Origin of the sequence: Paenibacillus sp. S28, from assembly GCF_016624415.1 — a bacterium.
Taxonomy (GTDB): Bacteria; Bacillota; Bacilli; order Paenibacillales; family Paenibacillaceae; genus Paenibacillus_AQ; species Paenibacillus_AQ favisporus.
In genome coordinates, this window is sequence record NZ_JACVTM010000014.1 from 140,707 (window position 1) to 162,539 (window position 21,833).

Consider the following 21,833-nt stretch of genomic DNA (forward strand, 5'->3'; position numbering starts at 1 on the left):
TGTCATGGGTACAGGAGATTGGTGGCCGCTTTTTTAAATGATGCAGGCGTAGCGTACATTCCGATGAAAACGTAAATTTGCTGAGGCGGGAAATAGGTATATGTACGTGAGCAACGGTATGAATAGCTCATATGATATGGGGACGACAGATTAGTCAATCGGGAGATGAACAGATGAGAATATTAATCGCCTGCAGTTGGGCGCTGCCTAATGCCGGTGGCGTGAACACATATGTCAATCAACTGACCAAAGCATTACAACGCGCGGGGCATACCACTGATATCTTCTCCCCGACGCCGGACGGTCAAGGATTTCGTATCTCAAATAAAGACTTGTATATAGAAAGAGGAAGGCTGCAATCATTGATCGCCAATCAGACACACCAATATATGGACCACCATTTACCTGGAATTGATCCGTGGATTAAGCAATCCGAGATCGATCGATACTGCATGGAAGCCGCTATCATGTATTTCGGTTTGGAAGAATATGATATGATCCACGCGCAGGACATCGTGAGCGCCCATGCAATGTCACGTGTTAAACCACCAAACACCCCCTTAGTAACGACAATTCACGGATGCCTCGCCAAGGAAGTGTTTGTTGAATGGGCGGAATCGGAATTGCCGGAGCAAGTTCAAAGTTCTCGCCTATGGCACTATTGTTCCCTGCGCGAATATCTGGGTGCAACCGTTAGCGATGTAACCATCACTCCATCACAGTGGCTTAAAGATATATTAGTTCTTGAATTTTCTGTTCCCGAACACCATGTAGTGGTAAGCCCTTACGGTATAGATGTGGATGAATTTCAACAAAACATGATGCGTGATGTTACCATAATGAAACCTACCGCAAAGAAAGTGTTTATGTGTCCTGCACGCTTCGATGCTGTAAAAGGGCACATCTATCTGCTTCATGCTCTATCTAAGCTGAAGGAAGAACGCACAGACTGGGTCTGCTGGCTAGTTGGTGACGGATCACTCCGCGATAAATTAAAGCGAGCCGTGCAGGAGCTTGGTCTCACAGACCACGTCACCTTTTTGGGGAAGCGTGATGATATCCCAGAATTGTTACGCCAAGCAGACTTTATTGTCCTCCCGAGCATTCAGGACAACCAGCCTTTCGCCATTATTGAAGCCCAAATTGCTGGTAAACCGATTATCACTTCTAATGCCGGAGGCATTCCTGAAATGATAAAAAATGATTCGACTGGATTTGTATTTCGCAGCGGAGATAGCGATCAGTTATATATTTTACTGCGATCTGCTTTAGAGAACCCCGCAATGTTCCTTTTCATCGCAAATCAAGCCAGAGAACAAGGAGAAATATACTGGTCTTTACCTGCATTGACCTCCCGCCTACATGAGTTGTATGAGCTCGCACGCAGCAAGCATCTCGATCAAGGTAACGAAATTGCTCCAGATCATGATCTGCAAAATCAAAACACATCAGATGGAGGAGATGGAAAATGGAGCAGTCAAAGAAGAAGGCGCCTATTACTCAGAAGAAAAAGAAAAGTACGCTTCCTAAAAAGAAGAAGACTGCTAAGAAAAAAACAGCCATAAAGCGAATCCGCCAAAAAAAACTTTATCAAAGACGGAAGCGCAAAAAATGGAGATACATGCTAAGGAGCTTATCTATTAGAAACAAGAAAAAAAACAAGACTAAAGATGATCCACCGCTCACACTCGCTTCCATATTTTCATTATCGGAACTCCCTCCTTATGAAGAAGAAATTTGGAATCCAATTCTTAGATCACTTCAAGCTAATTCTATAGATTATAAAATTCCTGATATGAGCATCATCCAGCCACTTAGCGGGGTGAGTTAGCAGCGATGCCAGGGAATCACCCTTGTCGAAACCGGCGCAGTCTTAACAAATAAGGGCTTACCGTTACAACGGCAAGCCCTTATTTGTTTGTGGTTATACATTTTATTTAAATCTTCAAGTCGCTGCCCGTTTTAAAATCTAGATATTGTTCAACATATCAATGAAACTTACGCTATACCTATACGGAGTAAATTCTGTCTTAACTAAGTGCTGTGCAGCATCCCTAATGCTCTCCCTCAGTCCAACATCTTGCATGAGGTTCAATCCCTCGATGACAGCCTGGTGAACATTTCCCAGATTATAATTCTTTCCTGTAACATTATGCTTGATGGTGATCGTTACTCCATCGGAATTGGATGCTAAAATAGGGCATCTGCAGCTCATCGCTTCCAATACCGATAGTGGCCCACCCTCCACTTTCGAAGTTGAGCACATAAATCCGCCCGAATCTCCAATCGAAGAATAATAGTACTGCATTTCGTGATTCGGAATATTAGCGTGCATGGTTAGCCGGGAGCCCAACTGCAAGTCGTCCACAACTTTTAAAAACTGCTGGCGTTGATCGGGGTCACCAAGATTGGGATCCTCAAACATCCACAGCTGCAAATCGGGCACAAAATGCGTTAGTTGATGGCCGATATACAAAAATTCCCGCCAGTTTTTATTATCGTCTATCCTTCCCAGCCAGGCGATGACCGGGTTGGAAAGCTTAGTCGTTTGGCGATAGGTAAACGTCTCCGAATTAATACTGTTAGGAATGATATAGCAGGGGATATGCGGAAACAGTTCCTGGAATAAAGCAGTGATATGCGGTGTGCTGGGGTTCATTAAGGCGGATGCGTAAGCATTCACATAGGGAACGGCCTCGGTCAGCTTGCTTCGGGCTACCTCTTGTGGCCCGTAACCCTGAATTTCAAGCACCAGCTTGCCGGTATACCCAAGTTGGCGGAAACGCGGGAAGCTCTCATGATCTGTCGTAACTACGATCACGTCATAACCGCCCGCATCCAGTATTTGTTTGATTTCCGCGTCATCATTTGTAATATAGATCGGAAAATCCGCCCTGTTCTGCATGCCCGCCCCCCAGAAATAATACAAACAGGAAGCCTCGATTCCATAATTCCTCAGTTCATGGCAGCGCAAACGATTGATCGTATCCATCCCGCCGCTCGGCACGTAAAATACAAATAAGACCTTCATTGACTCCTCCTCCCGTCCTGCAGCCATTTAGTTTTCTCTCATCGTGTCCTCCTGTGTGTACTCAGCAATCAACACGCCCTGATTCTTTATCTTGAAAACAACACACGTATGCGCCAGGTTATTAATGTTGGTAACAAGTACTAGCTCAAACGGTGAATAGTTAGTCATAATATCGTGAACACCAACCCACTCATCCGCCCCCGCATGGATCAGGCCGATATAAAATAGTCCCTCAATGCCATACCCGTGGATCAGCATTTCAAAGGGAACTTCCCCGGAATTGTTTATCTCCAAATCAACAGATTGAATACAGCGGCTGTTTATGGGCCCGTCGGCATTCGACACCAGTCGCAATATGGACATATTTATTCCCCCTGTGATTTATTTGGACGTTTTTGCCATATGAGGTACCACCCTAGGGACGGTACGTGGGATAGATTATCGCTCTCCTATATCAAAGGGGCGGTCTAATTGCAGAACAGGGATATCCGGCAGCTTGTAATCCTTCGGGAGATTCGCAAAAATCTGATTCCAGACCAAATAATCTACCTTTACTTCCAAATGGGAAGACTGGACCGTGAAAATACGGTTATATAAATCACCTATGACCTTAAAAGGTTCTTCAGACATAAGCCTCTCAATCCCTTCCTGGGCTCTTGATTCAAGACTAGCCAATAACCTGACGATACAGTTCCAACAGCCGCCCAACCATCCGATCCAAGGACCAGTGCTCCTCTCCCCAGGCGGAAGCATTGCGGCCGAGTTGTTTGCGTAACCTCTCATCCTCTAGAAGCTGATGCAAATGCTGCGTCAAGGATACCGGATCTTTTATCGGCGAAACAAGACCCGTCCGGCCATGTTCCACCATCTCCGGCAGGCCACCGGCATTCGATACGCACGCAGGGAGCCCGGCAATCTGTGCTTCCATGACCGAGAACGGCTGATTGTCCTGGATGCAGGAGTGCACGAATATATCCGACTGCATGAGAAGAGCTGGGATGTCATGGCGTTCGCCTAGGAACAAAACGTCGTTGCTCAAGGCCAACCCGTCAACCTGCCGCTGCAGTTCTTCCATCTTCTCCCCGTTCCCGACGATCCAGCATACCCAATCCTGCCGAATATATTTCAGCATGCCAAGCGCAGATATAAGTACATCGATACCTTTGACAAAAGACAATCGGGCCGGGAAGATGATCACCTTTTTATCCACAGGGCGCCGCATGTTGGTTCCAGCCTGGGCCTTCCTCCAAAAATCGAGGGTATCCAAACCGTAATGGAATACGCAAACTCTGTTCTCAGGGACCCCGAAATCACGTATCAGTTCGTTTTTCTGCCAATGGGTTGACGTAATCGTAACGGCACCGGAGCTAGCCCCATAGTACTCGATAGACTTCAGATACTTCCATGCAGGCGATCCCTCCGTGATGCCAAGGTGAGGATTCAATCGAAAATGATTGTGGAGCTCCCCGGAAACCGAGCCGTGTACCTGCGCTACCAGGGGCACGTGAGCCGGCTTCACGCGGCTGATCGCTCTAGCCGCAAAAATATCTTGGGTGTGTATAATATCATATTGATCAAGACCGAAGTATGCGGCGGAAAGTTCCAAATGATATCGGTCTTCTTCGTAGAAATAAATGATCCGATCAGCATGCAGCTGAGGTGCATATTCCTGTGCCAGCTTGGCGGACAGAAACGGGCGAATTCGGTCCTTGGGGAGCTCCCGGCCGCGGTTTACGATGTGGAATTTAGAATAATCCGGGCTGTTTCCAAGAAGATCCACCTGATGTCCCATCGCTTCTAGCCTCTGTTGGAGTTGTGTCATATACTTCCATACTCCGCCAACATGGGGAATCAGCCAGTAGGTTGCCAGTAAAATCTTCATCTCTTCTCCTTCCCATGAGTCCGGTGGGATACTGGATTCACCGATCTCACTTCTGTGCCGTCAGCTTATATCAAATTGATGAAAGAAAGCACCAAAACCAAGGGTTCCGGTGCTTTCAGTGAATCTGGTGAAGATCACCGGGCAGACTGCCTATTATTCCATCATGGCTGAGATTCGGCCAATCGCGTAACTGACCTTCTGCCAAGTGACCGCACTCTCCCGTTTAATGACTTCCTGATGCCGCAGGGTTCCCATCGCCTCATGCCAGCGGTAGCCGACCAGCGCTTCGTTTAAGTAATGAAACGAAAAGCCGGCTTGAATCGCCCTGCCCCACATCTCCAGGTCATGCGTGTATGGAAGGGACTCATCGAACAGCCCGATGTAACAAAACAATTCCTTTCTCATCATGACCGTGCACCCGTTAACTGGGTTGGCATGGCTCAGAAAGTACCGGTAGAAATCAATCAACCGTTCATATGATACGCCAGCATGGTACTTCACAACTTGACTGTTCTTGTCGATATTATTGAAATTGGTATGGGAGATCCACGCATTCCTCTCCAGCATGAATAACACCTGGTTATTGATTTTGTCCCTGTAAAACAAATCGTCTGAGCTCAGCCACGCGATATATTCTCCCGACGCATGGCGGATTCCGTGATTGAGTGCGCTGGCAGTGCCTCCGTTAGCTTTTCCCAGATAATGAATGTAGGGCCTGTAAGGTGCCAATCGTTCGGCATGCTGCGTCGATCCGTCATCGACCACAATGATCTCTATAGGGCTGTAGGACTGCGACAAGGCGCTTTCAACCGCCTGCTCCACATATGGATCGTTGTAAAAAGGAATGACAATCGTGACCAAAGGTCTCATCTGGAATCACCTCCACAGGTACGAAAGTATTCGAGAACATCGGTAAGGGATGTGCGGAGAGGAATGGAAGGTTCCCAGTCCAGTCCCTTCATCCTGGGGGCCGTATTCTTTGGACTTTCCTGGCTGGAGTTCTCTCCCTCGCCCCACTCGATAGGGAATGGCTTCTCAAAAATGTCCATATAAAGATCTGTAATTTCGCCGAGTGTATATTCTTTTCCTGACCGGACGGAGTAGATCTCTCCGGGGAGTCCTTGCTCCAGCAAAATCTTATAAGCTATAACCGCATCACGGACGTCTAAAAAGTCTCTGCGTATAATGCGTGAGGGAATATGGAAAGCTTCATCCGCTTCCCCCCGTTCCCAGGCTGAAATATGCTGCCCCAGCAAACTGCAAAAGCCTCTCGACGGACCCGGGCCTATAAGATTAGACGGCTCTGCCAGCATGATAGCCTGGCCGAACAGCTCTTTCCATGATAGGGCCGCTGCCTTCTGCAAACTTTTGCTCAGGCCGTAGGGATGAGGCGGCCTAAACGGCGGATACAGAGGAAATACCAGCATTGAACCGGTGATCAATATCCGACAGAAAGGATATGGACGGAGGGCATTCAGGAGATAGAGCGTTGGGAGCACGTTGGTTTCCATATAGAGCACCGGTTCCGCCCAAGACTCGGGCACCGAGTTTTTGCCGGCCAGATGCAGGACATAATCCGGAGCAATGGTCCCGACAAGTTCTTCAATGCCCTTCTTGTCAAGGAGATCGCATGTATAATATTGGACGCCCTCAACCTTATCGTCTTCACGGATATGGCGAACCATCGCGGCAACCTGCATACCCTGCCCTGCAAAATACCGGCAGGCATGGCTGCCGGTAAACCCCGAAGCTCCGGTGATTAGAATGATGCGCTGTAGGGAGTCGTTTCCTGCATCCATTGCTTCAACTCCTTCAGCATATCTCGATAAGGCGGAACCTCGTAAGTCCAGTCGCCTCGAGTCGAAACCAGCGTCCGGTCCTGAACGGGGGTATTACCCGCAACCACGGTCACATCCTCCAGGTTCCAAATCTCTTGGAACAAGAGAAGAAGATCGTGCTTGCTGATCGGTTCCGGATGAGCCAGATGAATCAGCCCAGATAATGATGGCATAAATAATGCAGTATCGATCGCTTTTGCCAGTTCCAGCGTGGTTACCCCGTTCCAGAACACGTTGCAGTACCCTGTCACGGTTCCCCGCTGGTGCATGAACCAGTGCATCAGCCCGATTCCGTGTGAGCGGATCTCCGGGCCGATGATGGAGGTACGGATCGTCAAATGTCCCGGGGCTTGAACTTCCCCCAGCGCTTTGGTCAATGCGTAGACGCTCGTTCCATCGGGTACGTCGTTCTCCCGGTAACCTCCGCGCGTTCCTTCGAACACGCAGTCGGTGCTGATATGAATCAATCTGGCCCCGACCGAATCCGCCGCCCGGCGGAGACGATGCGGCAGAAAGCCGTTGATATGGTAGGCATTGATTTTGTCCTCTTCCGCAAAATGGTTGAGTACGCCGATGGCATTGATGATGCAATCGGGTCTCACGATCTCGACCAATTTATCCACTGTCCCGATATCGGAAGCATCCATGATTAGTCCACCGCTGTTGCGGGGATTCCGGGTCGTGTAGAAGACCTGATGCTTGCTTTGCAGCTTGAAATAATCGACCAGCATATGGCCTGCCATCCCGCTTGCTCCCAGGATCAACAGCTTCATTATAAGAACCCCCCGCGCTCCAAGATATTGCGGATTTCCTCTTTGCTCATCAGGTGGGTGTTTGAAGAGAAGCTGCTGAACGAAACCGACCGGCAGTGACTGTACCGATATTTCAGGCCAGGTATGTTGAGTGTCGGCAAAATGACCAGATATTCTTCGTCAAACACGACGGTCGAAAGACTCTCATAGTCGCTCATCAAAATTTCATGAATTTTTTCACCCGGACGAACGCCGGATTCAACAATTTGAACATCCTCCCGTCCGGAAGCCTCGATCAATACCTCCGCCAAATCTACGATCCGGCAGGCCGGCATCATCATGACGAAAATTTCGCCGCCGACGCTTTCTTCCGCCGCTTTGAACAGCACGGCGATCGCATCGCGAAGCGTTAAGAAGAAACGTGTCATTTTCATGTCGGTGATAGACACATAGCCCTTATTACGTATCTGTTCTTTGAACACATGCACGACGCTGCCGTTGGTTCCAAGCACATTGCCCCCCCGCACGGTGACGAATCGGGTATCGGTGTGAAGCAGATTCGCGTATACGATCAATTTCTCCCCGATGGCCTTCGTCATCCCATAAAAGTTGGAGGGATTTGCAGCCTTGTCGGTCGAAATATAGAATACTTTCTTAACTTTATTTTCAATTGCGGCCTCGATGACGTTCTGCGTGCCGATCACGTTCGTTTTTAATGCTTCATAAGGCTGATCCTCGCATACCGGAACATGCTTAAGGGCCGCCAGATGAAACACGTAATCGATATTTTTGCATGCCGCCATCAAAGCTTCTTTGTCACGAATGTCTCCGATCCGGAAATGCAGCCGGTCATTTTCGAATTCCCGGCTCATTGCGACCTGAGAGGATTCATTCCGCGAGAAAACCACCACTTCCTTTGGAATGAGCGGCAGCAATTGGGCAACCAACTCATAGCCCCATGATCCGGTGCCACCGGTCACCAATATACGCTGATTTTCAAACATGCACATTCCCTCCAAGCAGAAATTTGACAACCTTATCCGATACATCTTCGGCCAGGTATCCCTGGGGACACTGCCACATCGTGTTCAACTCAAGCATCAGGGCAGCTGAGTCGGAAATCCGCTTCGCATCGACGCCTGATACGATGTTGCTTCCGCAATCCACCGTTTCCGGCCGCTCCGTCGTTCGCCTCATCGTGACAGTCGGTACCTGCATAATGCAGCACTCCTCCTGCACGGTTCCGCTGTCCGTTAATGCACAGCAAGCAGATCGCTCCAATTGGACAAAGTCGAAAAATCCAAAGGGTTCATGAAATTCCACCAGAGGGTTCATGGAAAATCCGGAGTGCTCGGCAATCCGTGAAGCGGTCCGGGGATGAATGCTGCAGATGATACGACGGCCGTGATTTTCAGCGATCAGGTTGAGCCCATGCATAATCTGCTCCAGATGCTCTGGCCGGTCCACATTCTCCGCACGGTGCGCGGTGACAAGAAAATACTCCTTCGGCTTAAGACCTAGGACTTTCAGAATACTGCTGCTCCGGATCTGGGGTTCGTAATGCTTCATGACTTCATAAATGGGGTTTCCTGTAAGAACGATCCGATTGCTCGGAAAACCCTCGGCAATCAAATGCTTCTTGCTCTGTTCTGTATACGGCATATTAATAGAAGAAATCGTATCGATGATACGCCGGTTCTTCTCCTCCGGAACGTTCAGGTCGAAGCAGCGGTTTCCGGCCTCCATGTGTACCACGGGATATCCGAGTCTTTCGGCCAGAATCGCGCAAAGAGCGCTGTTGGTGTCTCCAAGAAGCAAAATTTTGTCGGGCTGCTCCCGCTTCAGGATTTCTTCCATCTGGGAGAACATCGCTGACAGCTGCATTCCCAGGGAAGCTGCCGAGTCCTGCAGCACGTAATCGGGCTTTCGCAATTCCAGTTGGCTAAAAAAGATCCCGCTCAGCCTTTCTGCAAAATTCTGCCCGGTATGCACCAGCACGTGGCGCTCCGCATACCGGTCCAGCTTCGGAAGAACGAGACTGAGGCGGATGATTTCTGGCCTTGTACCCAAAATGGTCATAATTCTCATATCTTCCGTCTCCTAATTTATCGTTTCGCTGCCCTCCGTCGCCCGACGGATTTACGCTTCTTGCTCCTCGATCTTCGGAGGGTTTTTCCTCGCGCGGATCTTCGTGGCCTTTTCGCGAGCTTCTTCAACTTCCTTTTGCGGGTAATCCGTACATAATAGAATCTTCTTCGACTGGACCTCCGCACTTTGCGGGGGGCCTGTGCCTTGTCAACCGGGGGCTCCGCTTGTACCTGGGATCCCTCCACAAGCAGGGGGCTTCGGTTTCCGGCTGTCAGCCAATGAGGATGGTATTCGCGCCATTGACTGACGATTTGATCCAGCCTCCATTGGTAGGCTTCAATTCCGTACAACGCCCTCGCCGCCGCTTCATTGTGCATGCCGATATTCTTCAGGGCAGCCGGATCGCTCAGCAGCATGGCAACCTTATCCGCGAGCCCTTGGGCGTCCCCGACGGGTACCGCCAAATGTCCATTGCCTGTACTTTCCATCAGCTCACCGAGCCCCCCGGATGCAAAGGCCACAACCGGTTTGCCGCACAACATGCCTTCCAGCGCGGTCATGCCAAAACCCTCGGACACCATGCTCGGTACGACCAGAATGTCCATCGCGCTGTAGACCGACTGAACCGATTCCACGAACGGGATAAATTGGAATCTTGATCTATAACCCGAAAATCTGACATCCGTCAAACAGGCATCGTAATAACGGTGATCCGCAGCCCGCCCGATGATCACAAAACGGCAATCGGGATGGCCCGAGCATAGTGACAACGCCATACGAATAAACTCTCTTAGGCCTTTTTCCGGATGAATAAAAGCGGAAATGTAGCCGATGCACTTATGTTCCTCTTTTAGCCCGATCCCCTTTCGTTCGCTCTGCCTTACGAGATCACCAAAGGAGTGAAGCCGTTCGCTGTCCGTCGATGGAGGGAGCAGGCTGATCGGACTGCTAATTCGCCCGTAAAACACACGGGCGGCAGACTCCGAAATCGCAATGATCCAATCGCTGTAATTGTCTACAATGTTTAGCACTTCCGACGTGAATTCGTTCTCCTGAATCACCTCCGTCACTTTCCAAATGACGGGGATTCCCAGCTGTTTAGCGGCGAACGCGGGCAGCGCGTTGACGATCGTGTTCGTCAGCACCAGATCAGGCGCGGTCTCTCCGATGAGCCTGACGACAGAAGCATAATCGGGATGGCTGCGTAGCTCATCGGCATTCAACGGCAGCCGGGGATCCGGAGTATACATCCCGTATAGCAAGGGAAAGGTCTGAATCATGACCACCGTTCCCTGTTTTCGGGCATGGTCCGTCAGCTTACCTTCACCTGGAGCCACCAAGATGCAATTGAAATAAGACGCCATGCATCGGCAGAACAGGAGCAGCAGCTTCTCGGCTCCTGTAATGCTTTTGGTGTTGCTGACATGCGAGAACAGCATCAATTTGGGTTTAGTCATATCCATGTTTTAGGCCCACCTGCAAAAATCGTACAGGGGTGCGAATCACACCTCCTTTCACCCAGATAATACAAGATATGAGAGGCGACACTTGCCGGCACTGACACATGCTACCCGTCATTCGTACAAAAAAGCCTCCAAACGTATAGAGACTACGGGTAAATGATCGTGAGCATCTCGTTCAGGCGTTTGCCGTACGTATGGTCTCTGAACGTTCTCTCCAAGGCGTTCAAGGCGATCTGTCTGCGTTCTTCCTCGTGGGCAAGATAGTATTCAATTTTGTACAATAACTCCTCCGGTGAACTGTAAGTTTCGATCTCCACGCCAGGCGTATAAAATTTGGCCAGGTCGCTCCGGCTGTCGCTTAGCTGAAGCGTCGCGCAGGCGGAAATTTCAAAGGTGCGGGGATTAGGGGAAGCTGCGGGAATTTTAATAGCGTTGTTGTTGACGGTATCGTCTTCATGGGAGCGGTGCAGATTGATGACGATCTTTGAGCCGTTATAAGCCTCCGCGGTCTCGGCCGGGCCCATCCATTTGTTGAGCTCGATCCGGTCCTGATAGGCTGTATATTGAGGCAGACGGTCCCACCAGATCCCGTTGAATACGGTATTATGCTGCATGAGCCGGTCGATGATCGGATCAAAAAAGCCGATGCGGTTCCAGTACGCCGAGCCGATAAAGCTGACATCCCGGCGAAGCGGAGATATATTCCTAGATGGCCGGTAGTATTCGGTGTGTGCGGCAAAAGACAAATGATAGACATGCGTGCATCCCAACTGCTGATAGAAAGGAATGCAGTTGGACTCCAACGTGAAGATGTAGTCGTAATGTTTAACGTTCTCCGTCGTCATGTCGGTATAGTAGGGATCGTCCGTAAGCCAGACGGCCGTACGGATTCCAAGCTGCCGAATGATATCCATCATTTCGTTGTTTACAAACATGCCGTCCAAAGCGAGCACCAGATCTGGAGCCGCCTGCAAAACCGCTTCGACGGTGATCTGCCCCGGTTCGATAATAACCACCTCGGCGACCATCGTCCGGAGTGTGGAAGAGATGGCCTCGTCCAGCGGCGAATAAGGGTACCCCTTGCCCGAAGCGATATACAAGACGCGAATTTGACGGAACGGGACGGATTCCGCCGGCCGGCTGGCGATCACGTCCGCACGGCCTCGCAAATAACCTTCGTCATATCCGCGGCGATAGCCGTCCTGTCGTCCCCTCGCTCTCGCTTGGGCGGAATCGTAACTCAGGGTCAGCTCAGGGACCCTTGAGGGCCATTTAACCTTCGACATATCGACACTCCCTTGTTTGATATTGTCCGGTGTCAGAACTGTTCCAGAAACATTCTCATCCGGGAAATAAACGTATGCTCCTGCCGAGTCGTGTACAGTCCGCGGGCCGCCATGATTCTCCGCTCCTCTTCATGCTCCAGGTAATAGATGATCTTGTTTTTAAGTTCCTCAGTGGATGTATAGGTTTCGATGTCATAGCCTGGTCTGTAGTAATTGGTGAGATCTTCGCGGATATCTGTGATCTGCATCGCTCCGCAGGCACTGATTTCATAGGTCCTGGGGTTGATCGATTTGCCGCTGATCCGATGACTGTTGCGGTTGTCCTGCCCCCATTCGTCGGGACGGTGGATATTGATGACCACTTTCGCCCCATTGTAATAGCGGACTGTTTCCTCCGGCGGAATAAACCCAAGCCGTACCGAGCGGCCCAGCAAATCCTGCCGGGACAAGCGCTCCCAGAACCCCCCGGCAATCAACACTTTCTTATCCTTCAGAAACGGTGCCATTTCGTCAAAGATAGCGACACGGTTCCAAAAGGCATTGCCGATAAAGCAAATGTCGTACAGGTGCTCCGGTCCGCAGCGCAGGGGCTTGAACATGTCAGCGTTCACGGCCAGCGGCAAATAGTGGACTCTTTTGACCCCAAGAGCACTGTAAAAAGGCACGCATCCCAGCTCGTGGGTAAACACGACGTCGTACGCGGTGCATGCGGCCGCGGTATCCTCGCTAAAATAGGGATCATCGACAAACCAGACGGCCGTCTTGATACCCATCGCGCGAACCCGCCGGATATCCTCCAAATGATTTTCGGGAAATACATGCAGTCCGTTCAATACGAGGATGAGATCCGGACGCTCCTTTTGAGCAAGCTCCAGCATCTTCGGAGCCTCTACGACGATACATTCTCTGACCAGGCTGCTAAGCGCGGCGGATATACCCTGATCAATGGCATGAAAGCCCTGCGGAATATAAAATACTTTCATGTCCCGGTAATAAGGCTCCGGAGCGGGTATCCGTTCCATGACAGCCTGACAGACACCAAGGCGCAAGCCGTCCTCGTAGCCCTGCAGGTAACTGGAGCTTGCCGCCGTTTCAGCCACATTTTCCACAGTCTTCACCCTGTCTGTCTTGAATTGTGAAAGAACAATATAAATATATGCGGAAGAGGCAATTGCATCATGGACGACTGCCTTCGCGCGGATAAATTGGCGGATGCCCTGCCAAAAAACGGCAAAAAGCCTTTCGCCCCATGGCTATCCCATGGAGCGAAAGGCTTGACTGTGTCCCGTTCCCTCATGTTATTACTTGGATTGGTAGGCTAGCAAATGACCATCTTCATAGCCTTTGGCAAAACCCGCGTTGAACCCTTCATTGTAAGCTTCGTCAAATCCTTGGCTGTACGCCGAGTCTGGACTGGTATGAGGCTCTACACCTTGAGCCACAGGCACAGGCAGCACCGGCTTTACGACCCGTTTCCGTTTTCTGCGAATGCTTTTGATCCGATGCTTTCTTTTTTTGGGTAGCAGGTGTTTACGCCGCTTTTTCAACTTGATGACTCGCGCCTTACGGCTAAGCAGCAGGCGCTTCACGGATTTTGGCCTCCGATGACGTTTTTTCTTCGTTATCATCCGTTAATCCTCCTGTAATTCTCGGGTGACTGCGAAATGGGCGGATAGAGATGCGTTTAACCAGGGCGGCGCGGAATTCCCGCTTCGGGGCTGGCACAGGCTGATGCCCGTGAGCATCCGGCATAATGCGTCCTGATGCTGCGTCAGGAGCCGGATATTTTCAAGAAGTGCCCGGGCAGAGAGATCCGACTCGGAAGAAATGTCGGCGATGCTCCCGAGAATCCGGGCCAGCGCCTTTTGGCTGAGCGCGATAGATTGAATCAGCTCCAGCTTCGTTTCCTGCTCACGAAGGAGCAAACTCATTTGCCCATGTCTCCGAGGCCGCCGTAATCACCGCCGCCAAACATGCCTTCTCCACCACCACCACCGCCGCCGCCGTACTCTTCTTCTTCCTGTACGAGCAATGCTTTCAAGTTGCTGCACAATCCATTCTCCATCTTCGTAAGCCCCTCCAAAAGCTCCACGATCTGACCGTGAATCTGCAGAGGCTCGCTCAGTTGATTTTCATGGCTTGCAAACGCATCCGAGTTCAAATGATTCAGCGTCCAGTTCCGCATTTTTTCGGCTTCGACCGCTTTGGCTTCCAGAATCATGGCGATGTTCCACTGGATTTTGGAGGCGGCGTCCAGCATATGCAAAAAGGCCTGTTCTCTGCTCATATCCAGCACTCCCTTACGTTTCTCCCGAAATTATTCCTCTTCATTGCTGCCCATCTCTTTCACCACATGATTCAACGTTTCCGCCAGCGCTTCCTGCAGGTCAGCAATGCTGCTAAGGTAAGAAATAATGCTCTTGTTGATCTGGCTGGAATTTTCAATCAACCCGCTCACACCGTCAAATTCAGGATGTTCATCGGGCAAATCATGAATAATCTGGGCCATCCGGACCGCCACTTGGCGCTCGGCATCCAGAACCCTGGCCATTTGCTGCTTGGAATGTGACATATGGGTAAGCATTTCGTCAATTTTGCTCTGCATTCCGGTCCCTCCCTGGTGATAGGTCACGCCTTCTGCGAATAGGCGGTCCGCCTGATCCGCATCTGCCTGCTATATCCTATGCCACCATCCTGAAGTCAGTTACGCGATTGGAGGCAGCATCCGTTTTTTTCTCATCATTTTTTTAGAAAACCGTCAAAGCACGGGATTATCCAGGTGCGGGGGGGCGATGATCAGATCCCCTTCCGGCACAGAATTTAACCGCTCGAGCGGCCACACCGATCGTTTTCTCAACGCCATATGCCATCGTTCCAGGGTATGCAGCGATGCAAACGGCCTCAGCGTTCCGCGTGACCATTGGTATACCCGTCCACCGGGGCCCTCCACCAGCTGACCGGCGCCGGCCTCCCCGGCCGATAAGGACTCATCCATTGCTGCCGAATCCAGCATTTCCCTGATCTGCTCGCTTGTCAGAGAATACTCACCGTCTGGAATTTGCCGGATATCTAACCTTGACAGCAGTACGGCTTCTGTACCCACTTGTCCCGCCCCGCCGCTAAGAGCGTACTTCCGCCCGTTCAGCAGAAAATACACAAGGCCAGACTGGTCCCGTACCAGTACATGTGACGGGTAAAAATCATGCCCGCTTCGCAATCCGGGAAACCGAGCCAGCGCGCCTTCCTTCATGTTCGTCACCCAAGCGTAAGGATTATCCCACTTATTCGTGTAATACGACTCGTTATGATGATGGACCGACTCAAACTGCTGGCCCAACTGTTTCATGCTTACGCTTCCGAAATGGTGGATAAACGAATCCCCGGCAATAAACAATTTCCGGCCGGTCAGCCGGAGCCGGATGATCCAGTCGTCGTCTTCATAGTTGCCGATCCGGTACCCCTCATCCAAATAACCGATGCGGTGCAGAACATCTCTGTGGAGCAGCAGGCAAAAGCCGACCAATCGGTCGGCTTCACGCCATTTCCCTTCGTCCGGCACATTATGACCGGCTGCAAATTCCCACATCTCCTTCACATCTTCGTAAGGAACCGGCATTTGCTGTTCCCCGCTGATATAGTTCGTCACAGGCCCCACGGCGCCGATCTGAGGGTCGCTGTCCAGGCAGCGGAGCATATGAGTCAGCCAATTCGGGGTGACGAGAATATCATTGTTCAGGATGACAACCGTTTCTCCCTTGGCCATCATGATGCCGTAATTGACGCCGCCGGCAAATCCGCGGTTCTCCTCCAGCCTTGCAAACCTGATTTTCCCGCCAAACGGCTTGAGGCAGGAGGCAATATCGTCCGTAGACGCATTGTCAACGACAATAATCTCATGCGGTTCCGGCGTATGGGCCTCAATGCTCCCTATACACTGGATCAGATATTCGGCCTGGTTATAGGTCGGAATGATGATGCTGGTGCCTTGAAACGGAATATGGAATGTGTCACTTCCCTTTACCAGCCCTTCCGTGTACCCGCGTTCGTAACCCTCGTTATATCGGTCGCTTCCAGAGGATGAGGGAGGAGACTGCCGGATTGGCCGGCGGCCCCTTGCACTCCTGAACCGATTTTTCATTTCAATCCCTCCCCGTTTTGCACACATGATATTTCTCTCCGCTATACACCTTACTATCTGGCATAAGGAATCTCACCGGAAACGAGCTTATCCGCCAGATGTCCAAAATCCAGCGCAACTTTGCCCAGCTGGCTCGCGATACGCTCGCAGATCACGACCGCGGGAATGCCGCTGGCCACGAGAGCCAGGTCAAATTCGCATATGGCCGCCTCCTGCATTACCCTTGGAATGTCCGAAAATCCCCGCACCGGGCTGATTACACCGGCTATGGTCAGCGAAGCCGAAGCCAGCAGCATATTCGCAAGCTCGGGAGCCCGGTTTCCGATCAGAAGCAGCCGTTTCCCCGGGAGAAGCTGCTGCAGCAGACCATGCTCATGCAGCGCATAATTCATCGTGGATGTCGTCAGTGTCAGGCTGCGGTAAGATAGCCCGTAATACCGGAGCACCGGGAACAAAAGGCCCTGGAACGTCGGCAGACGGGAATGCGGAATGCCGATGATCCCGGCCATGCGGAGCGAATCGGCCAGCATATCTCGTGCCTGCGGATCAGGCAGCTGGATTCCTGCTGTCGAGAGAAAGCGCCCCTTTTGTCGTACTTCCTCCAGCGGAAGCACGGTGTCATGGGCCAGGGCCAGCAATTCTCCGTCTCCCAGTCGGACAACCGACAGGGGCTGGCCAACGGCCAAGGCATGCGCCATGCGGCCATGGACCTCTTCGGGGCGCAATAGCTGGAGCCAATGTTCCCGGTATGCCGATATTCCCGCGGCGATTACCTCATTGGCACCTATATCCGGCAGTACCGTATACGGTGGAAGCTGGGAGGCGACTGTCTCCTCCACCCCTTCTGCATATCCGGCCTGGTAAGCAGCGTCCTGCACCTTTTGGATATCGATCGAGGGCTCCGTACTGGGTTCACTGGGCCTCTCTTGGGGAAGAGGATGCACCGCGAGGGGAGTAAGCCCCGGCAGGTTCGGATGCTTTACACCATTTCCCCGCTGGCCGTACTTGTGCTTTCTTTTCTCCTTTCGGTTCAGGGGAGCATGCCGCCGACGGAGTATTAAACGTCGCTTGGCCAATTTGACACGAAGAGCCCTCTTCCATGGAGGAATGAAGGCTCTGTTTCGGATCCGAGGGCGGCTCATAGGAGAATTCCCTTCATTTTTTTGCCTGCTTCTTGCAGAGATTCAAAGGTTCCCGCGTCGCCCCACCAATGCTGCAGGATATCGTACTCCAGCCGCCCGTCTGCCGCATAGACGTTGTTGACGTCGGTTATTTCGAGTTCTCCCCTGTCCGATGGACGGATCCCGGAAATGATATCGAACACGGCGGTGTCATACATATAAAAACCGGTGACGCTGTAAGAAGATTTAGGCTTCGCTGGCTTTTCTTCAATCCGGCTGATGAGCTCCGGGCGCGCCCGGTCAAACACCGGGACACCATACCTTCTGGCATCCTGAACCTGCTTCAGGAGAACCCGCGCCGTCCCGGCAGGCTGCTGCGCAAATTTATTTACATACGTGCTCAAATCATCCATAAACAGATTATCTCCAAGCAGAACGACGAATTTTTCGTCCTTCATAATAAAACTTCTTCCCTGATCCAGCGCCTCAGCGATTCCTCCCGCAGACTCCTGAATCCGGTAGGTTAGCTGCACACCTAAGTCCTGACCGCTTCCCAAAAATTCCGTATACAAACCTGCGGACTGTTTGCCCATGACAATAAGAATTTCCTTGATTCCTGCCTGGCGCAATCTGTCGATGCCGTATACGATCATGGGATACTTTCCGACAGGTAGCAAATGCTTGTTGATCAGCCGGGTCAGCGGATACAATCGGGTACCTGTCCCGCCTGCCAAGATAATACCTCTCACTGCACCACTCCTCCTTCAGATATGCTGCCTGCTTACTCTATAAACTGGCGGGGATCAATCTGCCACTTCTCTATAAACAAGCGGTGATTCCGGTCAATCAGCTGTTGAATCTGTTCGGAGGATGCCTGTTTAAAGCTGGCGCTGCCCTGATGGTGAACGAGCGCATCCCCGCAAATCAGCAGATGAAAGCCGGCCAACCGAGCCCTGTAGCAGTAATCGTCATCCTCATAATGACCTGGTGAGAATGCTTCATCCAGAAATCCGATCCTGCTCAGCACTTCCCGTTTTATAAGCAGACACATGCCGATAACCCGGTTCACTTCCACCCAGCGGGACGGATCTGGTTGATTGTTTCGGACAGCTGTCAGCTGGAATTCTTCTGTATTGTTAAAAGAAACATCCACCTTTTGTCTACCCGAGGCTGCATTGGTAACAGGCCCGACCAAGCCGACATCCGGCCGGCTGTGCAGGGCGGCGAGCATATTGGATAACCAGTTCGTCGTAACCGTCACATCGTTGTTGAGTAGGAGCAGATCGTCCCCTCCGGCCGCCGCCAGACCGATGTTGCAGGCGACTGGAAACCCGCGGTTCGCCGGAAGGGAGATAAATGGAATTCCCTCCTTGATGCAGTAGCCGTCGGTACCGTCAGTCGATGCGTTGTCGACAACAATGATTTCGTACGGCGTATCGGTGTATTTGCGGATCGCCTCGATGCAGGGGGCAAGCAGATGCAGGCCGTTATGCGTGGGGATGATGATGCTCGTCATTCGCTGATTCAGACTCATCAGGCATTCCTCCGCAAGGCGACTTCCGTCCGCGAGACTGAAGAAGACTGGGGCATCCAGCCGGCATCAATCAGCGCGTGGAACGCTTCCGCATGGTCACCGATAATCAGGTCTGCCACCGCATTGCCGGTGCCCGTATTCCCGGGACGCTTCCGGTTTGCGCTGATCACGTCAACCGGCTGCACCAGCGCGAAGCGGTGTCCCTTTGCTAGGGCCAGGGCTTGGGCCTTGGGGGGAACCATCAACTGCTCGCTGCCGATATCTTCAATCAAACGTCTTGCCAGTGCATGTGGAACGGCCGTTAGCGAATTTGCCCCCAGTTCCGGGTGCCCGAGCACCGTATTTAAAAAGCTTTTGCACCGCGTCACCTCATCCTGATGCATATATGGCGGCAAATACGGATTCAGGTCATTCAGCGCAGCGTCTATCCCTTCATCCACCTTATATATAAAAGGAGCCAGTTCCTCGGCGGAGATCACGACATCCCCGTCCGTAAACAACACGATATCCGCCGAGGTCATGGCAGCCCCCATGCTCCGGCCCACGTCATGTCCGAGCCGTCCCGGAACATGGAGGATGCTGGCGATCCGGTGATTGCGTGCAGCCGTGTAGCTTTGATCCCGGCAGCCGTTCAGTACGACGATTACTTCCTGGAACGGCAGCCGTTCCAATTGCTGAAGCACCTTGCCCAGCGTATCCTGTTCATTGCTGGCACAGACGACGGCTGCGGCCGTCCTTGCCAGCGGCAGCGGAATACGGGTGTCCTTTCGCCCGGAGGCTTTGGCATAGCCGCCAGTGTAGCTCTTTGACAGCCGGATCATCGTTCGAATATCCGGACGCTTTTTCACATGTGCCGCGCACCAATCGGAGAACGCCCGCTGAAGCGGCGATTCATAGAGGAGAACATCCCCTTCCCCTTCTTCGGCATCGGCTTTGCCCCCTGCAAGGAGTCCTGCCTGATAAGCGGCATCCGCCAGCTTGCCTTCCCCCGCCCGGTAGATTGACGGTAGCGCCGCACGGCTCCGCTTCGGAATGGCGCGCCTTTCCTGCCGTCGCTTCCTCCCGGCCCAGTTTATTCGAGACCGAGCCGTTACACTTCTTCTTGTTCTTCTTCTCATCAGGCTCACCTTCTCACCCGCTTTCGTTCCCGTCCCAGATCGCTCCGAAGCCCCCTCGGATCCGTTACCGACAAATACCACTTCACTGCCTGAATATGATCCGCAAGAACCACCTCCTGCAGTGGATCTTTTCCGTCCACTTTGGCTCTCCGCTTATTTAACCGTCCTACGGGTATTTCATGAACCGCTTCAACCTTGAGCCCGGCGGTGACTGCCTTCGCTAAAGCAAGGGGAGGGACCGACAGGCATTCGGCTCCAAGCATGTCGACGGCGCGGCGGCTTAATGCATGCGGGACAGCGGTCAGAGAGGCTCCAAGCAGATCGGCGCGGCGCAGCATCGTATTTAGAACATGCTTGGCCTGAACGACCGGATGCGCCTGACGCCGGCGAACCGGGCCGCTATACCGGTTCAGCGCAACATCCACCCCGCCAATAACCGCCGTGACGAAGGGACGAAGCTGGCCGGCACCGATAGGCATGTCTCCGTCCAGGTACAGCATTACCTGACCCCGGGCGGCCTGGGTCCCTGCGCTTCTTCCTACATCATGCCCAAGCGGATGCTCATACCTCAGCACACGAGCCCCCGCAGACTCGGCCGACTCTGCCGTTCGGTCGCGGCAGCCGTTGGCTACGACAATAACCTCGCAGGAAGGATGTACCCGCAGCGCTTCCCGGACCACGGCAGCGATCGTCTTTTGTTCATTCATCGCAGGGATGATCACCGATAAGACCGGAGGAAGGTCGGTATGGGGCATCCGCCTTGCCTGCGGCTTGGTTCGATGCCTGGTTCTTGACCATACGCCCGTCTTCGATGCTTGTCGGTACCTTCGGCGGGTTGGTCGATAGGTTCGTCTGTATCTTATCCGCCTCATCATTCGACATATCCCTCCCTGTCATATCAGCACGTATCTCATCACATCCTATGCCATGGGGAATGCCGTGGAAGCGGCGTTTGTGCAATGTATTTAGGTATCGTTCACGGATTTCATCGCGATACTTGCTGATTATTAAGAGCATAACAAAAAAGCGCGGGGACTCTGCCCCGCGCTTGTTACTTATTCCTTATCTTTATTCTCTTTTGGTTCTGCCTCAGTCCTGAACGCGCTTCGCTGCCTCATGCTGCGCTGTGCATAGCCCGTGGTTCCTTTTCCTGATGGAGAGACCGAGCCGATCGCGATCCAGGACAGGAAACCGAAGGTTTCCGGGCCCACCCGTCTTCTCACCACTTCGATAAAGGCGATATCTTCCCGCTGCGTGTTCAATACGGCATAGAAATCGGGATGATTGCACATCGCCACGATCACATAATGGGTGTTTGGATACGGTTCCGGCAGTGTCACCGGTACTTCAACCTGCAGTTGGCCTTCGCCGATCCGGAAAGAAGTGATGCCGTACTGTTGAAGGGCCGGCTGTCCCGAAGCACTCTGAACGGGTGCAAAAGCAAGCTGTTCACCGGTGACCGACCTAGCGGCGATGTGTCTGTTCTGGATCGCCCCGTTCTGGATATGGTCCGAATGGACCGCCCCGGATTGAAGATGCCATTCCTGGATGCTTCTCGCCTGAAGGTGAAGCGGCTGAATCG

General features: G+C 52.1%; 24 protein-coding genes. 1 reads left to right on the top strand and 23 read right to left on the bottom strand.

Features of this window, described 5'->3' with window-relative positions:
• The first annotated feature begins 173 nt into the window (after positions 1–173).
• The gene (locus IAE55_RS26490; protein WP_200634325.1) at positions 174–1,565 is read left to right on the top strand and encodes a glycosyltransferase family 4 protein; all 1,392 of its coding nucleotides are present in this window, start codon (positions 174–176) and stop codon (positions 1,563–1,565) included.
• 404 nt (positions 1,566–1,969) lie between these two features.
• Here IAE55_RS26490 and IAE55_RS26495 read toward each other — a convergent pair whose 3' ends face one another.
• From IAE55_RS26495 to IAE55_RS26600, 23 genes are all read right to left on the bottom strand, one after another.
• Positions 1,970–3,031 (bottom strand): glycosyltransferase family 4 protein, encoded by a 1,062-nt coding sequence (locus IAE55_RS26495; RefSeq protein ID WP_200634326.1) that lies wholly within the window; start codon positions 3,029–3,031, stop codon positions 1,970–1,972.
• A gap of 27 nt (positions 3,032–3,058) precedes the next feature.
• Complete coding sequence (locus IAE55_RS26500; protein ID WP_105446099.1) at positions 3,059–3,394, bottom strand: hypothetical protein; 336 nt, start codon at positions 3,392–3,394, stop codon at positions 3,059–3,061.
• Positions 3,395–3,698: 304 nt separating this feature from the next.
• Complete coding sequence (locus IAE55_RS26505; RefSeq protein ID WP_145163188.1) at positions 3,699–4,913, bottom strand: glycosyltransferase family 4 protein; 1,215 nt, start codon at positions 4,911–4,913, stop codon at positions 3,699–3,701.
• A gap of 153 nt (positions 4,914–5,066) precedes the next feature.
• Entirely contained in the window at positions 5,067–5,783 is a 717-nt protein-coding gene (locus IAE55_RS26510; protein WP_105446103.1) for a glycosyltransferase, read from the bottom strand.
• Positions 5,780–6,712 (bottom strand): NAD-dependent epimerase/dehydratase family protein, encoded by a 933-nt coding sequence (locus tag IAE55_RS26515; RefSeq protein WP_145163189.1) that lies wholly within the window; start codon positions 6,710–6,712, stop codon positions 5,780–5,782. The genes IAE55_RS26510 and IAE55_RS26515 overlap by 4 nt, the downstream gene beginning before the upstream one ends.
• Positions 6,673–7,524 carry a dTDP-4-dehydrorhamnose reductase family protein gene (locus IAE55_RS26520; RefSeq protein WP_105446097.1) on the bottom strand — a complete coding sequence of 284 codons (852 nt, stop codon included), beginning with the start codon at positions 7,522–7,524 and terminating at the stop codon, positions 6,673–6,675. The genes IAE55_RS26515 and IAE55_RS26520 overlap by 40 nt, the downstream gene beginning before the upstream one ends.
• Complete coding sequence (locus IAE55_RS26525; protein WP_105446096.1) at positions 7,524–8,507, bottom strand: polysaccharide biosynthesis protein; 984 nt, start codon at positions 8,505–8,507, stop codon at positions 7,524–7,526. The genes IAE55_RS26520 and IAE55_RS26525 overlap by 1 nt, the downstream gene beginning before the upstream one ends.
• Complete coding sequence (gene wecB / locus IAE55_RS26530) at positions 8,500–9,591, bottom strand: non-hydrolyzing UDP-N-acetylglucosamine 2-epimerase (RefSeq protein WP_145163191.1); 1,092 nt, start codon at positions 9,589–9,591, stop codon at positions 8,500–8,502. The genes IAE55_RS26525 and wecB overlap by 8 nt, the downstream gene beginning before the upstream one ends.
• Positions 9,592–9,608: 17 nt before the next feature.
• A complete protein-coding gene (locus IAE55_RS26535; RefSeq protein ID WP_200634327.1) occupies positions 9,609–11,054 on the bottom strand; it encodes a glycosyltransferase family 4 protein in 1,446 nt (481 codons plus the stop codon).
• Between the two features lie 146 nt (positions 11,055–11,200).
• Positions 11,201–12,340: a glycosyltransferase family protein gene (locus IAE55_RS26540; protein ID WP_200634328.1), complete on the bottom strand. Its 1,140-nt coding sequence runs from the start codon at positions 12,338–12,340 to the stop codon at positions 11,201–11,203.
• Between the two features lie 32 nt (positions 12,341–12,372).
• A complete protein-coding gene (locus IAE55_RS26545) occupies positions 12,373–13,458 on the bottom strand; it encodes a CgeB family protein (protein ID WP_442793354.1) in 1,086 nt (361 codons plus the stop codon).
• Positions 13,459–13,641: 183 nt separating this feature from the next.
• Positions 13,642–13,968: a hypothetical protein gene (locus IAE55_RS26550; RefSeq protein WP_076174127.1), complete on the bottom strand. Its 327-nt coding sequence runs from the start codon at positions 13,966–13,968 to the stop codon at positions 13,642–13,644.
• A 3-nt stretch (positions 13,969–13,971) separates the two neighbouring features.
• The gene (locus IAE55_RS26555) at positions 13,972–14,271 is read right to left on the bottom strand and encodes a hypothetical protein (protein WP_076174124.1); all 300 of its coding nucleotides are present in this window, start codon (positions 14,269–14,271) and stop codon (positions 13,972–13,974) included.
• Positions 14,268–14,627 (bottom strand): restriction endonuclease subunit S, encoded by a 360-nt coding sequence (locus IAE55_RS26560; RefSeq protein ID WP_105446188.1) that lies wholly within the window; start codon positions 14,625–14,627, stop codon positions 14,268–14,270. Before IAE55_RS26560 ends, IAE55_RS26555 begins: the two co-directional genes overlap by 4 nt.
• A gap of 30 nt (positions 14,628–14,657) precedes the next feature.
• Complete coding sequence (locus tag IAE55_RS26565; RefSeq protein ID WP_076174121.1) at positions 14,658–14,945, bottom strand: nucleoside-diphosphate sugar epimerase; 288 nt, start codon at positions 14,943–14,945, stop codon at positions 14,658–14,660.
• Between the two features lie 153 nt (positions 14,946–15,098).
• Entirely contained in the window at positions 15,099–16,478 is a 1,380-nt protein-coding gene (locus tag IAE55_RS26570; RefSeq protein WP_186382068.1) for a glycosyltransferase family 2 protein, read from the bottom strand.
• A 53-nt stretch (positions 16,479–16,531) separates the two neighbouring features.
• Positions 16,532–17,554, bottom strand: coding sequence for a GT-D fold domain-containing protein (locus IAE55_RS26575; RefSeq protein ID WP_234489879.1), 1,023 nt, complete (start codon positions 17,552–17,554; stop codon positions 16,532–16,534).
• A gap of 62 nt (positions 17,555–17,616) precedes the next feature.
• A complete protein-coding gene (locus IAE55_RS26580) occupies positions 17,617–18,348 on the bottom strand; it encodes a sugar phosphate nucleotidyltransferase (RefSeq protein WP_200634329.1) in 732 nt (243 codons plus the stop codon).
• A gap of 32 nt (positions 18,349–18,380) precedes the next feature.
• Complete coding sequence (locus IAE55_RS26585; protein ID WP_181153234.1) at positions 18,381–19,133, bottom strand: glycosyltransferase family 2 protein; 753 nt, start codon at positions 19,131–19,133, stop codon at positions 18,381–18,383.
• On the bottom strand, positions 19,133–20,251 hold the full coding sequence (locus IAE55_RS26590) for a glycosyltransferase family A protein (protein WP_200634330.1): 1,119 nt from the start codon (positions 20,249–20,251) through the stop codon (positions 19,133–19,135). Before IAE55_RS26590 ends, IAE55_RS26585 begins: the two co-directional genes overlap by 1 nt.
• A 5-nt stretch (positions 20,252–20,256) precedes the next feature.
• Positions 20,257–20,958 carry a glycosyltransferase family 2 protein gene (locus IAE55_RS26595; protein WP_234489880.1) on the bottom strand — a complete coding sequence of 234 codons (702 nt, stop codon included), beginning with the start codon at positions 20,956–20,958 and terminating at the stop codon, positions 20,257–20,259.
• The gene (locus IAE55_RS33945) at positions 20,951–21,133 is read right to left on the bottom strand and encodes a hypothetical protein (RefSeq protein WP_186326167.1); all 183 of its coding nucleotides are present in this window, start codon (positions 21,131–21,133) and stop codon (positions 20,951–20,953) included. Before IAE55_RS33945 ends, IAE55_RS26595 begins: the two co-directional genes overlap by 8 nt.
• A 173-nt stretch (positions 21,134–21,306) precedes the next feature.
• The coding region (locus IAE55_RS26600; RefSeq protein WP_200634331.1) for a WIAG-tail domain at positions 21,307–21,833 on the bottom strand (527 nt) is incomplete at its 5' end.